14 protein-coding genes are annotated in these 14483 nt (G+C 40.2%); 12 read left to right on the top strand and 2 right to left on the bottom strand.

Annotation, left to right across the window (positions count from 1 at the left end; all coding sequences use genetic code 11):
• Window positions 1–96: 96 nt before the first annotated feature.
• Window positions 97–777 (top strand): response regulator transcription factor, encoded by a 681-nt coding sequence (locus tag A5875_RS20280; protein ID WP_088935375.1) that lies wholly within the window; start codon window positions 97–99, stop codon window positions 775–777.
• An 18-nt stretch (window positions 778–795) separates the two neighbouring features.
• Here A5875_RS20280 and A5875_RS24215 read toward each other — a convergent pair whose 3' ends face one another.
• A complete protein-coding gene (locus tag A5875_RS24215) occupies window positions 796–924 on the bottom strand; it encodes a hypothetical protein (protein WP_254911914.1) in 129 nt (42 codons plus the stop codon).
• 465 nt (window positions 925–1389) lie between these two features.
• Here A5875_RS24215 and A5875_RS20275 point away from each other — a divergent pair, with 465 nt between their 5' ends.
• From A5875_RS20275 to A5875_RS20225, 11 genes are all read left to right on the top strand, one after another.
• A complete protein-coding gene (locus A5875_RS20275) occupies window positions 1390–2034 on the top strand; it encodes a CPBP family intramembrane glutamic endopeptidase (protein ID WP_176244766.1) in 645 nt (214 codons plus the stop codon).
• Between the two features lie 65 nt (window positions 2035–2099).
• Complete coding sequence (locus tag A5875_RS20270; RefSeq protein WP_088935373.1) at window positions 2100–3035, top strand: ATP-binding cassette domain-containing protein; 936 nt, start codon at window positions 2100–2102, stop codon at window positions 3033–3035.
• Window positions 3019–3804: an ABC transporter permease subunit gene (locus tag A5875_RS20265; protein WP_088935372.1), complete on the top strand. Its 786-nt coding sequence runs from the start codon at window positions 3019–3021 to the stop codon at window positions 3802–3804. The genes A5875_RS20270 and A5875_RS20265 overlap by 17 nt, the downstream gene beginning before the upstream one ends.
• A 25-nt stretch (window positions 3805–3829) precedes the next feature.
• Window positions 3830–4735, top strand: coding sequence for a sensor histidine kinase (locus tag A5875_RS20260; protein WP_088935371.1), 906 nt, complete (start codon window positions 3830–3832; stop codon window positions 4733–4735).
• A gap of 115 nt (window positions 4736–4850) precedes the next feature.
• A complete protein-coding gene (locus A5875_RS20255; RefSeq protein WP_088935370.1) occupies window positions 4851–6011 on the top strand; it encodes an MFS transporter in 1161 nt (386 codons plus the stop codon).
• A 283-nt stretch (window positions 6012–6294) separates the two neighbouring features.
• The gene (locus A5875_RS20250; protein ID WP_088935369.1) at window positions 6295–8184 is read left to right on the top strand and encodes a BglG family transcription antiterminator; all 1890 of its coding nucleotides are present in this window, start codon (window positions 6295–6297) and stop codon (window positions 8182–8184) included.
• 2 nt (window positions 8185–8186) lie between these two features.
• The gene (locus A5875_RS20245; RefSeq protein ID WP_088935368.1) at window positions 8187–8633 is read left to right on the top strand and encodes a PTS sugar transporter subunit IIA; all 447 of its coding nucleotides are present in this window, start codon (window positions 8187–8189) and stop codon (window positions 8631–8633) included.
• Window positions 8634–8648: 15 nt separating this feature from the next.
• Window positions 8649–8969, top strand: coding sequence for a PTS fructose transporter subunit IIB (locus A5875_RS20240; protein ID WP_088935367.1), 321 nt, complete (start codon window positions 8649–8651; stop codon window positions 8967–8969).
• A 16-nt stretch (window positions 8970–8985) separates the two neighbouring features.
• On the top strand, window positions 8986–10092 hold the full coding sequence (locus tag A5875_RS20235; RefSeq protein WP_171004861.1) for a PTS fructose transporter subunit IIC: 1107 nt from the start codon (window positions 8986–8988) through the stop codon (window positions 10090–10092).
• Window positions 10080–12680 carry a glycosyl hydrolase-related protein gene (locus A5875_RS20230; RefSeq protein WP_254911913.1) on the top strand — a complete coding sequence of 867 codons (2601 nt, stop codon included), beginning with the start codon at window positions 10080–10082 and terminating at the stop codon, window positions 12678–12680. Before A5875_RS20235 ends, A5875_RS20230 begins: the two co-directional genes overlap by 13 nt.
• Before the next feature lie 53 nt (window positions 12681–12733).
• Window positions 12734–13969, top strand: coding sequence for an MFS transporter (locus A5875_RS20225; RefSeq protein WP_088935364.1), 1236 nt, complete (start codon window positions 12734–12736; stop codon window positions 13967–13969).
• A gap of 21 nt (window positions 13970–13990) precedes the next feature.
• Here the strand turns inward: A5875_RS20225 and A5875_RS20220 are convergent, their stop codons facing one another.
• The gene (locus A5875_RS20220; protein ID WP_088935363.1) at window positions 13991–14269 is read right to left on the bottom strand and encodes a zinc ribbon domain-containing protein; all 279 of its coding nucleotides are present in this window, start codon (window positions 14267–14269) and stop codon (window positions 13991–13993) included.
• Window positions 14270–14483: the final 214 nt, after the last annotated feature.

Genomic DNA, 14483 nt, shown 5'->3' with positions numbered 1-14483 from the left:
TTGATGGATAGGAAAGCAAAAAGACTCTTTTTTTTGCGTATTTTTTTCGTGATACACTTAATTTAAGTATGCGTAGAAAAAAGGGGTGGATATTTCTTGCGGAAATTGTTAATCGTAGAAGATGAAAATGAAATAAACAAATTAATACACGATTTTTTTGAGCTGAAAGAGTACGAGATCAAGCAAGCTTATTCTGGAACAGAGGCACTTTTATTATTTGATCAGTTTCAGTTTGATGCGATTATCCTTGATTTAATGCTTCCGGGTAAGGATGGTGAGGAAGTATTGCGTTTGTTAAAGGCTAAACGCCCCATTCCAGTCATCATTGTCTCAGCCAAGGAACGTGAGATAGCCACGATCACGACCCTCAAGCTAGGTGCGGATGATTACGTAGCCAAGCCGTTCAATCTTGAAGAACTGTATTTACGAACCGAAAAAGCGATTGCGATGTATGGAAAAATGTCCGCGGCTATTCCATCCGCACAGGTTCTGTCCTTTGGTGAGATCGAACTCTCTGAAGCAGAACGAACGGTCAAAATTACTGGTAAAACGATCAACTTAACATCAAAAGAATTTGATATTTTATCACTGTTGATCAAAGCACCAAATCAGGTGTTTACGAAGGAAAAAATTTTAGAACTCGTTTGGCAGGACGAATTTGAGGTTGATACCAATACGGTTTCTGTGCATGTGAGCAACCTTAGAAAAAAGCTGGGGAAAAGCGCGGGTATCAAGACGATTTGGGGGATCGGCTTTAAGCTGGAACCGCCTTTATGATTTCTTTATGTTTGGCTTTCAAGCTTCTTTAGGGTTCTTTTTTATACTAATAGATGACATCATTAAATGCTGTCTCTTATACACATCTAGATGTGTATAAGAGACAGCAGTTAAAACAATGGCATTTCCTTGACGTCTTGTTTTCATGATAAAAACCTCCATCCTTTTAGTCGCTATCAGTATACCACCTCCATAAAGTGAATACAATGTAATCACTTTATGGAGGTGGTATTACGATTAAAAATATCAAAAGGACTTTAAGAAATGTTCCTTATTTGAAAAAAATTATCGGCTTTGATTTTTGGATTCCCTTGTCCTAGTATGAATGGAGAAATTCAAAGACAATCAAATTAACTGATTATCCTTTGATGGATAGGAAAGCAAAAAGACTCTTTTTTTTGCGTATTTTTTTCGTGATACACTTAATTCTGTCTCTTATACACATCTAGATGTGTATAAGAGACAGGCTTTAAGCTGGAACCGCCTTTATGATTTCTTTATGTTTGGCTTTCAAGCTTCTTTAGGGTTCTTTTTTATACTAATAGATGACATCATTAAATGTGCGTAAAATCTGAAAACTATCAGAAATTTAGGCATAAGACGGAGGGGAAAATGATGAAATCGAATAAAAAGGTATTAATAGCTGTTGGTCTAACATTTATCTACGGAGTATTTTCTTATTTTTGTATGTCTTTTTTATGGAACAATGATTATCTTATATCTTTAAATGATATTACAGCGAACAATGTTTGGCTGAAGCTTCTGACGGACTCGATTGGAAATTTCCTGTTTGTTCTCTTGATTCTTGGTTTTATGCTGATAAGAGGCAGGTCCTTAAGTGAAGTAGGATTCACATCTAACTCGCGTTTTTTGAGCGTGTCTCTACTGGTGGTTTATCTAGGACTTTTTTTATTACATGGCGATTTCTCAGTGAAGGGGATTTATCGAGCCTTCTTTTTCCTTATTGTTGTTGCATTTGTGGAAGAATTTATCTTCAGAGGTTTTCTATTTACAATAATTGATCGAGAATATGGTTTTTGGAAAGCCGTTATCATTAGCGGATTATTCTTTGGTGCAATGCATGGACTGCTGCCGACAATCGTAGCAAACGGTTCCTTTATGGATCTGCTTGCCAACATTTTCGACAATTTACTAGGACAGGGAGTTTTTGGCACCTTGATTTTTGCTTATGCGTATAAGCAAAGCGGGACCTTGTTCGTGCCCATATTAATCCATGCGATTCTGGATTATTTATAAGTTGAGTTTGGACGATAAAAAACTTTTACGACATGATAAATAGAAAGAAACGGAGATGAAAATAGATGTCTGAAACAATTGTAGCCATCAATCATTTAAACAAGCTTTATGGAAAGGAGTCTGCATTAGCAGATTTTTCTATGAATGTTCAAAGAGGGGATATTTATGGTTTTGTCGGTCAGAATGGTTCCGGTAAAACAACGACGATGAAGTACATTCTTTCGTTAATTGAAGGAAACTCTGGCTCCTTGGAGCTCTTTGGTAAAAACACTCCGGCTGATTTAGCTAACTACAGAGAGCGGATCGGTTCATTGATCGAGAGCCCTTCTTTTTATCCTTATTTATCAGCCCATGAAAATCTGACCTACTATGCTAAGTTTAAAGGGATCACGGATAAAGAAATCGTCGGTCAGCTGCTTGAAAAAATCGGCTTAGGCGATGCCGGGAGGAAGAAGTTTAAGAATTTTTCGTTAGGAATGAAGCAGCGCTTAGCTTTAGGCTTAGCTATCATGAATAATCCTGATCTGCTGATTTTAGATGAGCCTTTCAATGGACTTGATCCGCAAGGACTAGCGGAATTTCGTAAAATTTTATTGAAGTTGAATCACGAATCCAATGTAACAATCCTTATTTCCAGTCACATCCTAAATGAGCTGTCTCATATTGCAACGACTTACGGCTTTATTCATCAAGGAAAAATGATTGAGGAAATATCGGAACCTGCTTTACAGAAAAAATGCGGCAAATATTTATTGTTGAAAGTCGATGATACAAAAAAAGCTTCATTTGTATTGGAACAGACGATTCATACTGAAAATTATCAAATTCTGGACGATCAGCGGATTCGCTTGTTTGATTGCATCAATGAAAGCCAGCGGGTGATACCAGCGCTGGTTAAAAACGGAGTCGAAGTCAAAGAGGTCGAGCGTAAAGGCTTGTCGTTGGAATCCTACTATTTAAATTTGACTGAGGGAGGTAACCAAAATGTTAAACATTCTTAAAGCAGATTTTTACCGTCTCAGAGAAAGTAAAATCTGGTTAGGTATTCTACTTGGTTGGATAATTTTCTTGCTTTTGGGAAACCTGATGGCTTCGGCTTCAGGAGGACACGGAACGCTAACGCTCGTTTCCGATATGAAAAACACAAATGCGATGTCATTTGCACCAAATGGTTCAGGGATTATGGCGCAGCAGTTGAGACTCTCAAATTTTCTCTTTTACTTTTTGATTCCAGTTGTTCTGTTTAGCTTTATTTCGGATTTTAAATGGGGAACGATAAAAAATAGTGTGCCCTTTAAGTATTCACGCATCCAACTTTATTTGGCTAAATTTATTTTCTGCTCGATTTTGGCTTGTCTGATGCCGCTTCTGTATTGTCTCGTAGGGTTATTGATGAATCAGATTTTTCACGGTTTTTCCGGCAGTTTTTACTTCAATGATTTTATCATGATGTTGAAAATCATTGGTCTTCAAGTTCCGATGTATATGGGATTCGTTGGTGTTATGCTGTTGTTGGGGATTCTGTTACAGAGCAGTTCAGCGGTGACTGCGATTGTATTTTCTTACCAGACGGTTATTTTTTTCGTCGGTGTATTTGTTCAAAGTGAACGATTTGCTGATTTTGAACCAATCACCTGCTTGAATTATGTGGCACACATCCATCTGCTGACAAATGCAGATATATTCAGAACGATCATCATCGGCTTATCAATGACGGTTCTTTCGCTGATTTTGGGTTATACAGTTTTTCGGAAAAAAGAGATTCGCTAATTAAGAAAAAACGGAGTTGAGGGCAATGGGAATTTTGGTAATCATATTGATTGTGATCATCCTTTTTTTAGCGGGCTACCTTTTTCTGATGAAAAAAGAGCTGAGAAATATTTATCAGCAGCTGGAACTGATTCAGGACAATGACACAAACAAGCTACTGCTATCAGAATTTCAAGAGCCTGACCTAGTGAAGCTGATCGATGAGATGAATCAGTTCATTCACTGGAAGAAAATGCTGGAGCAGCAAACCAATCGGAAAAATAAAGAGTTGCAGGAGCTTGTTTTGAACATGTCGCATGACCTGAGAACCCCATTGACCTCGATTCATGGCTATATCCAAATGTTGAGTTTGAAGGATCTGCCAGACAAAAAGCAGTCGGAATACTTAACGATCGTTGATCGAAAAATCGAAGTACTGAATGAGCGGATCAACAGCTTCTTTGAATTATCTAAACTGGATTCGAAGGATTATCAATTAACGTTGGGACTATTAAATATCCATACGATCTTAGCTGAAACCTTGGCCTTTTATTATCCTGACTTTGAAAAAAATCACATTGAACTTGACGTGACTTTAGAACAAGATCTGCTAGTTTTAGCAAATCATACCGCGGTTGAACATATTTTTCAGAATTTGCTGGATAATCTGTTGAAGCACAAGACCCGCAGTGCCTCGATCCATAGCTATATTAAAAATGGGCGGGCGTATATTTCGTTTTCTAATCAAACAACGGATTTTGATGCAGCGAATCTGCCTCATTTGTTTGATAAGTTCACCTTTTTTTCTCAAGACAGCAATAGTATGAGCAGCGGATTAGGCTTGACGATTGTAAAAGAACTGGTGGAGAAAATGAACGGGACGATTGAGGGAAGCTATCAGGATGAGTGTTTAGTGATTACCATGAGCTTTCAAAGCGAGCATGTGGAATAGATTTTCACGGGATGTAATGAATCCTTTTTTCTGTAAAAGACTATTTAAAAAAATTGATCCTCCTGTACAATAAGATTGTGTCTCTTTGAAAAGAGTCAGAAGAGAGAGGGAGTCAATGAAGAAAAGTGTCTTGTTTTTAGGGTTGATTTATTTAATATTTATTAGTTTAGGATTGCCGGATACGATTTTGGGAGTCGCGTGGCCTAGTATGAATGGAGAATTTCAAGTCGCCGCCAGTTCTGCTGGGATCATCGCGATGGTGATCTCGATGGGAACGATTTTTTCTAGTTTTCAAACCAATCGAATGATTCAAAAGATTGGCGTTGGTAATTTGATCGTGTGCAGCATTTTTTTCACGGTGATCGGACTTTGCGGATTTTCGATCTCGCAAAATTTTTTCTTTTTGATTATCAGTGCGCTCCCGCTGGGCTTGGGTGCCGGTGCGATCGATACGGCAGTCAATGACTATGTCGCCTTGCACTATAAAGCTCATCATATGAATTGGCTGCATGGATTTTGGGGGATAGGGGCAACGTTGGGGCCGATTATTATGGGATTTTATTTGAAGAATCAAAATTGGCGGGGCGGTTATCTTATTTTAGTCTGTCTGCAATTTGTGCTAGTAGTCATCGTCTTTTTCTCTCGAAAACAGTGGAAGCAGCCGCGGGAAATTCCCCATGCTAGTGAAATGCAGGATTCCATGCTTACTTTGATTAAGCGTCCAGGCATCATTTTTTCTTTGATCTGCTTTGTTTTTTATGTGGGGATCGAAGCATGTATGGGATTATGGGGCAGCAGCTTTTTAGTCAGAGTGAAGGATATTCCAGTAGCGACAGCCGCATTTATGACTTCAGGCTATTATGCGAGTTTGACTGTCGGACGTTTGGCAGCCGGTTTTTTCACTTTTTTCTTATCGAGTCGAAAAATATTGTATTTGAGTGAGCTGCTGTTGCTGGGAGGAGTCGTCGTTCTATTTTTAGGCAGCGGGAATTTCGCTGCCGTCGGGTTTATTTTTACCGGATTAGGCTCGGCCGCGATTTTTCCAACCATGCTGCATGAAACGCCGGAACGATTCGGCACTAAAGATTCTGCACGAATCATGAGCTTGCAGCTAGCGTTAGCTTATACTGGAACGACCTGTTTGCCGCCTGTCTTAGGTTTTCTAGCAGAACGCTTTACCTTGGTGATTTTTCCTTACTTATTGTTTTTATTTGGTTGTATTTTATTGGTTTCAACGATAACTTTGGAGAAGAAAGTAAAGCGGCATCAGGCTTAGCAAATTTTTTTCTTAAAAAATTGGGAAGACTGTTTCTGATCGTTTATCTAATATAAACGATTGGGGGCAGTTTTTTTGCGAAGAACATTGATTTGTTTTAGCGGCAACCAATGGTAAAGTAAAAAGTGCTTTAAGCATGCATCATAAAATGGAATAGTATAATTTTTTCCCTGAAAGCAAAGCAGCACCAACTTTTTACCGGATTGATTAGGGAAAAAGACAACGTTTTCTTAAAAACGCTTTCGGGCTATGATTAATTCAAGAAAGGGAATGGGTGGATTCAATGGATAAACGAGACTATGAAGTGTTCGACATATTATTGAAAAGTAATCGGCTGACGATCACTCAAATTTCTAAACACATGCAGTTATCCAATAAAACCGTTTCAAAGTCATTAGATAAAATTGAAGAATTTTTGGAAGGAAGTGAGCTGTCACTTAGTCGAAAACCTAAAATCGGGGTTTCGATCATAGGAGATAAAACAACATTCAATCGATTATACACTCATCCAACCGAACAAAAGGTTCCGAGTACAAAAGAAGAGCGCGTCCAATATTTGTGCTTCAATATCTTAAATAATCAAGGCTATTTTACTTTGGCGCAGTTATCAGACGCATTGTTTGTCAGTAAGACTACCTTAGAAAAGGACATGATTCAGGTTTATGAGATTTTCGACCATTTTCATCTAGCGATCGAAAAGATTCCCGGCAAAGGCTCCTTTTTAAATATTATGGAGTATGAGCGGAGAAGAGTGGCACTGGATTTGATTCATTACTTTTGGGGACAAAACTGGCAGATCATTAATCAAGATGGGCAATTTCTCCATTTAATAGAAGGAATTCCAAAATTTGCTCAGGTTTTTGTTAATGTGGATTATTTGAAACAGATCAATCTGATTCTTCAAGACTTTACTTCTTCAAACAAAATAAAGATGAGTGATTTGAACTATCAATCGTTGATTCTGCATTTGCTGATTACTGTGGAGCGGATCAAAGACAATCAATTGATTGGCGAGCTGCAAGCGCCAGACCGCCAAGCTAACGCATTGCTAGAATCCTTGATCCTCGATTTGGAAAAGACCTTTGATATTCAAATACCGGAAATTGAAATCGGCTACATTCAAATATATTTTGATCAGCTGAATCAGGTGTCAACGAATGAAGCGGCAACGGAAGAACGGATCATCAGTGAAATGATTTTTGAATATACCTTGCTGGACGATCCAACGGCTGTAAATGCACTAGCTCGACATATCAAATTTGCTTTAGAGCGAATTCTGAATAAACTGCCGGTCAATAATCCTTATACAAGGGATATAAAAAAGAATTTTCCACTTTCTTTTGATGAGGCTCTTACGCTAAAAAGAAAATTGGAAAAGCAATATAACCTGTTTATCCCAGAGGATGAGGTTGCCTACATGGCAGTCCATTTGCAGGCCTACAGAGAACAGTTGAGAACAGCGGAAACGAAAGTCGAGGTTTTGCTTGTCTGCAGCAGCGGGAAAGGGACTTCGCAATTATTAGCGGCACGGATCAAACGATCATTTCCTGAAATAAGTATTAATCGAATCCTCTCGGTCCAAGAATTGTATCAGGCGAAAATTACTGAGGATCTGGTACTTTCCACGGTGAATATTTCTTTGCCGGCGGAAAATTTATTAATCGTTTCGCCTATCTTGAGTCAGGTAGATCGCCAACAGATTCAATATTATCTGCAGGAGGGACAAAAGGAGCGGCTCAGAAACTTTGAGTTTAGCCGTTTGATCAAAAAAGAGCTGATTTTCCTAGACCAAGCGTATCAAACGCTGGAGGAAGCTATCTCGTTTATGGGCGAAGAGCTGATCAAAAAGGGCTACGGCAAAGCGGGCATTATCGAGAGTGCGAAAGAGCGGGAACATTTTTCTTACACGTCTTTTGATAAATTTGCGACGCCGCATGCCAATCCTCGTTATGTCAAAAAATCAGCCATCTGTTTTTTACGGCTGAAAAATGAAATTTCGTGGGGAAGCACCCAAGTCCGATTTGTTTTCTTCTTGTGTGTAAAGGATGAAGATCCGCAGCAATTAGAAAAAATCTTTGATTCGCTGTTAACGATTATCGATGAAAATGAAAAAGGTTATTTGTTAAAAGGTGATGCACAACAAATTTTAGATTACTTGAAAGAAGGCTTATAGGAATGAAAGTTTTAGAGGTTTTGCATACAGATAGGGTCGATTTGGTGTTAGAGGCTAAATCAAAAGAAGAAACGATCAAAAAAATGGCGTCATTATTCGCAAAAGGGGCTCTTTTAACTGATGAGCAGGCTTTCGTTTCGGCCGTTTTAGAAAGAGAAGTTCATTCCACGACGGGTGTGGGAAATGGAATCGCAATTCCTCATGGAAAATCGACAGCAGTAAAAGAACCCGCGATTGCCTTTGCCAGATTAACCGAAGAGGTCGAATGGCAATCTTTGGATGAGAAACCAGTCTCACTGGTCGTTATGTTAGCCATCCCTGATAGTGAACAAGGCAATACCCATTTATCAATTTTGTCTGAGATCGCTATCAAATTGATGGATGATGAGGTCATTATAAAATTAAATGAAGCAAAAAATGCAGCGGAAATCGTTGAAATTTTAGGATAGCAGGAGGAGAAGAAGATGAAAAGAAAAATTATTGCAGTAACAGCTTGTGCGACTGGGATCGCCCATACCTTTATGGCGGCTCAAGCCTTGAAGAAAGAAGCAAAAGCAAAGGGCTACTTATTGAAAGTAGAGACCCAAGGCGCAACAGGAATTGATGGTGCGTTAACGGAGAAAGATTGCCAAATTGGCGAAGTCGTCATTTTTGCTGTTGATACAAAGGTACGGGATGAGGAACGCTTCGCAGGCAAGAAAATCTTGAAGGTTCCGGTTGCGGCACCAATAAAGGACGCAGAAAAGGTAATCAACGACGCTTTGGCCCTAGTAGATAATAATTAATCGGGAGGAAAAAATGATGAAAAGTGTATTATCAGAAATCAAAAATCACGTGTTGACAGGTATTAGTTACATGATTCCTTTAGTCATCGCAGGAGCAGTAATTATGGCGATCTCCCGCGTTGGCGGGTCCATCTATGGCTTAACTGATATTTGGGATGCAAAGTATGCGGAAAGTGCGAATGGCATCATTCGTCTGCTGCATAGTATCGATGGCTTTGGCGGGACAGCTTTAGGCTTGATGTTTCCTGTGATTGCAGCCTTCATTGCGTATTCTGTAGTTGATAAATTAGGGATCGTTCCGGGGCTAGTCGGCGGCATGCTGGTAAAAGATATTAATGCAGGCTTTTTGGGTGCGATTGCAGCAGGTTTGATTGCTGGATATATCTGTCTATGGATTCGTAATCATGTGAAATTGCCGCAATCAATGGCTTCAATCGTTCCGGTATTTTTGATCCCTGTGTTAGGGACGTTATCCACTGTTCTTATTATTAATTATATTATTGGTGTTCCCTTTGCGGCCTTGAATATTGGCTTAGAAAATTGGTTGAACAGCTTAAGCGGGGGCAATCAAATTATCATGGCGGCTGTAGTCGGCGCAATGGTCGGCTTTGACTTGGGCGGACCAGTTAATAAAGCGGCGGTAACGACAGCAATGGCTTTATTGACTAGTCAAGTGTACGCACCGAATACTGCGGCACAAGTAGCGATCATTATTCCTCCGATCGGTCTTGGGTTAGCCACTGTATTTGCGAAGAAAAAATACAATACTGAATTACGTGAAGCCGGAAAATCAGCGATTATCATGGGCTTGGTCGGTGTCAGCGAAGGAGCGATTCCGTTTGCGGTTGAAAGTCCGTTAAAAGTTATTCCTTCAACGGTGATTGGCTCAGCTATTGGTTCGGCGATGGCAGTTGGTTTAGGTGCGGTCAATCAAGCACCGATTAGCGGATTTTATGGCTGGTTTACTGTTGAAAAATGGCCGATCTATGTCTTATCGATTGCCACAGGCTCATTATTTGTAGCCATTTCAAGTGTTTTATTACGTAAAAAGGATGCCGGGATCGAAGTTGCCTCAGTCGAGGAAGAAGATTACAGCTTCGATGAGGCAGAGTGGGAGAATTAATGACAAACGTTCATATTGTAAATCATACACATTGGGATCGAGAGTGGTATTTTACCTCAATGGATGCCTTGGTTTTAAGTGATCAATTGTTTTCGGACGCGATCGAGGAGTTGAAGCAGCATCCAGAGGCCAGCTTTGTTTTGGATGGACAATTATCCATTTTAGATGACTACCTGCAACTGTATCCCGAAAAATTAGCAGACGTAAAAAAACTTGTGGCCAATAAGCAGCTGTTTATTGGTCCTTGGTACACTCAATCAGATGCCTTTTTCGCTTCCGGTGAAGCTATTTTGAGAAATGCCATGATCGGGATTTTTGAAAGCAAGAAATATGGAGACTATTTACCGATTGGCTATTTACCGGATACTTTTGGGTTTAACGCGCAGATTCCAGTGATTTTAAAAGAAGCTGGGTTGGATAGTGTCATTATGTGGCGTGGGCTGCATTTGAATAAGCATGTCCAATCGCCTTATTTTAAATGGCGAGGCTTGAATGGTAAAGCAGAAGTGACCGCGTTGAATTTACCGCAGGGATATGGAACGGGCATGTTATTAGAACCGACGACAGAATATGTCGATGGGCGCCTTGATCCAGCGGTAGATTTTATCAAGCAATACACTGATGGTGACGTGTTGATTCCTTCTGGAAATGATCAGTTGGCTATCATCCATGATTTTGCAAATAAAATTGACGCGATCAATCAATTAGGCAAATACGATTATCAAGTCAGCACCTACCAAGATTTCTTAGCCTATGTGAAGGAGCAATCGCTGGAGGTATATCAAGGCGAGCTTCGGGAGCCTGTGCTGGCACGTGTGCATAAGACGATCGGCTCGGTTCGGATGGATTTGAAGCAGGCGATGTTCCATTTAGAAGATCAGCTGGTTCAGCGAACAGAACCACTAATGGTCTTAGCTGCTCAGATTGGCATCAAGTTAAGCAATCGCTTGGTCATGCAGGCTTGGAAAAAATTACTAGAATCGCAGGCCCATGACAGTTTGGCGGGCTGTGTTTCGGATAGCGTCGCGGAAGATATCAAGCATCGCTTAAAAGAAGCACAGGAAATTTGCGACAGCATCGAAAATACGATCATGAAGCAATTAGCGGATTTCTTGAAGTTGCAGGCAAATGAAGTGTTAGTCGTAAATCCTTCGCCCAAAAAGTTCACTGGGACGAAAACAGTAACGGTTCTATCGCCTACGACCAATGTTCATTTCAATGGAGCAGCGTCAACGGTAGTTAAAGCAGAATATGTGGATAGTCGGGAAAATATTCTAGAAGAGACACCCGCGGGCAATCAATACATTACAGAACCCGGATACTACATTTTGACGATCGAATTAACTTGCGTACTACCGGGCTTGGGCTATAAGGTCTTTTCTTTTGAGGAAAGTACAGAAGCCGTACGGAAAAATAGAATCACAGAACAGAAAATCGGCGGTAAAGCTCTATCTGTCACTTATTCGGCAGGTAAAATTAGTTTGGAATATCAAGGGAAGCCATTTTCTGATTTTCTGTCATTGACTGACGAAGGCAATGCAGGGGACACGTATGATTTTTCTCCTCTTGAAGGCAAGACCGCGGAGTTGTTGACATTCGATGATTGTGAATGCTGGAAAGAAGAGAAACAAGAAAAAATGATCTTGCGCGGGCAACGGCAGCTGCCAAAAACTTTAGCTGATCGAAAAGCAGATAAGTATAATCAGACGTTTGCATACCAGTTGATTTTGACTATCAACGAACAGGACGCGCTTAAAGGAGAAGTCAGCTTCGAAAATTCACTTTTGAATCATCGTGTTCGGCTGCAAATCAAAAACAATCAAGCATTCGGCCAAATACTGGCAGGGCTTCCATTTGGCTTGATTGCTCGTGAAAACAATTCTTTAGTCGATTGGGACAAAACGTATTCAGAGATGCCGGTCAATGTGGAGCCTTTTGAAAAAGTCCTCAGCGGTGTTTCTCAAGATCAGCGTCTGTCACTTTTTACACAGGACAGCAAAGAATACGAATATCAAGAAGATAAATTATGGATTACGCTGCTGGCGACTACGGATAGTCTCGGAAAACCGGATTTATTGTATCGTCCGGGACGTGCTTCAGGAGATACGACTAAAAAAGGTCATGTGATGATGGATACGCCGCTGGCTCAGCAATTCGGCCAAACAATTTCCTTCAGCTTTACATTGCGGATCGATGAGCCAACAGTTTCTGAAGCAGCTTTGCATCATTGGCGTGAAAGTCTGCTGCAGCCATCAATTGCTTATCAAAAACAGGCCTTGAATTATTTTGTTCATCGGATCGATAATAAAATTCAATCATTTGAGCAGCCTTTAGCAGTAGTAGGCAATGAACACAGTGTGCTTGATTTCGGAAAAAATGAAGTTTTCATCAGCAGTCTTCATCGTTCCTACTATACTGAAACAGCCTTCGTGGTTCGTTTTGAAAATCCGACGAATGAAGCGCAGGAATTACCAATCACTGAGTTGTTCCAAGAAAAAACGGTTGAACGAATCAATGCGATAGAAGAAACGAAGCCGTTCACCACGTCGATCGAACCATACAGTGTTTTGACCTTTTTAATCAAGTAGACTACGAGCTGGGATGATTGCGGTCATCTCGGCTTTTTATAAAGGAAGAGAAGATGAAAAATAGTATTGTAAATAAAACAGGTATAGCAGAGGAGTTGTTTTGGGGATACGTTGGGTTGATTTTTTTTATGCTGGGAGCAACCATCGAGACGAGCTGGTTTTCATCCTATTTAACAACGATTGGTTTTCAAGTAAAGGTCGTTTCCTTATTATTTAGCTTCTATGGTATTTTTGTGGCCTTTTTTTCATGGATCACTAGTTTTTTAGTGAATCGATTTTCTGTTAAAAAAGTAATGACTGTCAGTCTGCTGCTGGCGCTTTTCAGTACAGGCATTTTATTGTTTGGTTTAACGACAAAGCAGGTGTGGCTGATCTTTTTAGGCTATATGCTTCGCGGAACGGTCTATCCTTTATTTGCCTATTCTTTCTTAGTTGCGGTCACTATTCAGACACCGGCGAAAAAATTAGGACGGGGGACTTCGTGGTTTTGGCTGTGTTTCAACTTAGGGATGACGATCATTGGACCAGTATTTGCGACACGCCTGTTAAAACTATTTGATCCATTTTTTGTTTTTATTGCTGGAGCTGGATTGATTTTGATTGGCAGTGTGATAACAGTAGCGCGTTGTGAAATTCGACGGACGAAAGATACTCCTGCCACTGTTTGGACTGAAATGAAGGAGGGGATACAGATCCTTTTTCAATTTCCTCGATTATCGATCGGTCTGCTAGTGAAGGGGATCAATAATATCGGGCAATTTGGTTTTGTGATCATGATGCCGATCTTTTTGCTGCAGCATCAATTTACGCTGGTTCAATGGACAAGCGCGTGGGCGATCTGTTACGTAGTCAACTCATTTGCCGGCATCTTCTTTGGCAGCCTAGGTGATAAATACGGCTGGCGAAAGATCGTTACTCTGTTTTCAGGCACGATTACAGGGCTATCATGTTTATTATTGATTATCGTAATCAATTACTTTCCAGGCAATTTCATCTTGCTGCTGTTAGCGTTTATCGTTTTTGCGATCGGTATCGCGGCATTTACTCCGCTGTCCGCTCTAATTCCTTCAATGGTTCCCGACAATAAGGTAGCAGCAGTGTCTGTTTTGAATCTGGGTTCTGGCTTGAGCAATTTTTTTGGCCCCATCCTAGTGACATTGCTGTTTCAGCAATATGGCGGGAATTTTACGTTGATCGTGTTTGCTGTTTTATATTTTGCTGGCAGTCTGTTAAGCACGCAACTTAAAACGCCCGCTGACGAAACCTCTAAAGAAATCGAATCGGTATAATAAAAAAGTCGCCGTAATTTTTTACGACGACTTTTTCCAACGCTTCAAATCTGGGAAGAAGCTATTCATAAATTCCAAGGTTTCCTCTTCGGTTTTTCCTTGTTCTTCTAAAATACCGGACTCTTTCATGTGCTGCAGGCTGATAGTGATCATGTCTTCCATCGTGCAATCATCCACGAACGCTCCGTGCTTGTAGCAATATAGACAATACTCGCTATTTTGAGAGCCGTCGTGTTCGGTTCCATGCGTACCTTTAGTAAGCGGCATGCCGCAACTCTGGCAATAAGTCATTTCATCCATAAATATCTCCCCTTTTTTCCTATTAATGAACTAGTTTTTTTATAGATTATCTCAAAGTACTCGCTCTATTTTATTCCGCAAGAGTTCAGTAATCGTTTTCATTGAACTTTAACGAACTTGGCGAAAGTATTTGTTATAATTATTTTATCAGAAAAAAAGAGCTGCTAGTATAACTTTCCGCTTTTTCTTGTGTTTTGGTGGAATTAGGCGGAAT

This window comes from Enterococcus sp. 3H8_DIV0648 (genome assembly GCF_002140655.1).
GTDB lineage: Bacteria > Bacillota > Bacilli > Lactobacillales > Enterococcaceae > Enterococcus_A > Enterococcus_A hulanensis.
Note: the sequence above shows the minus strand (reverse complement) of the source record. Positions and strands in the feature narration are given on the sequence as shown.

Bases quoted from the DNA above. Each gene is read 5' to 3' on its own strand.
- A5875_RS20240 (WP_088935367.1), top strand. From the start codon at position 8,649: ATGAAAAGAAAAATTATTGCAGTAACAGCTTGTGCGACTGGGATCGCC.
- A5875_RS24215 (WP_254911914.1), bottom strand. From the start codon at position 924: ATGAAAACAAGACGTCAAGGAAATGCCATTGTTTTAACTGCTGTCTCT.
- A5875_RS20260 (WP_088935371.1), top strand. From the start codon at position 3,830: ATGGGAATTTTGGTAATCATATTGATTGTGATCATCCTTTTTTTAGCG.
- A5875_RS20275 (WP_176244766.1), top strand. From the start codon at position 1,390: ATGATGAAATCGAATAAAAAGGTATTAATAGCTGTTGGTCTAACATTT.
- A5875_RS20245 (WP_088935368.1), top strand. From the start codon at position 8,187: ATGAAAGTTTTAGAGGTTTTGCATACAGATAGGGTCGATTTGGTGTTA.
- A5875_RS20265 (WP_088935372.1), top strand. From the start codon at position 3,019: ATGTTAAACATTCTTAAAGCAGATTTTTACCGTCTCAGAGAAAGTAAA.
- A5875_RS20270 (WP_088935373.1), top strand. From the start codon at position 2,100: ATGTCTGAAACAATTGTAGCCATCAATCATTTAAACAAGCTTTATGGA.
- A5875_RS20235 (WP_171004861.1), top strand. From the start codon at position 8,986: ATGAAAAGTGTATTATCAGAAATCAAAAATCACGTGTTGACAGGTATT.
- A5875_RS20255 (WP_088935370.1), top strand. From the start codon at position 4,851: ATGAAGAAAAGTGTCTTGTTTTTAGGGTTGATTTATTTAATATTTATT.
- A5875_RS20250 (WP_088935369.1), top strand. From the start codon at position 6,295: ATGGATAAACGAGACTATGAAGTGTTCGACATATTATTGAAAAGTAAT.
- A5875_RS20225 (WP_088935364.1), top strand. From the start codon at position 12,734: ATGAAAAATAGTATTGTAAATAAAACAGGTATAGCAGAGGAGTTGTTT.
- A5875_RS20220 (WP_088935363.1), bottom strand. From the start codon at position 14,269: ATGGATGAAATGACTTATTGCCAGAGTTGCGGCATGCCGCTTACTAAA.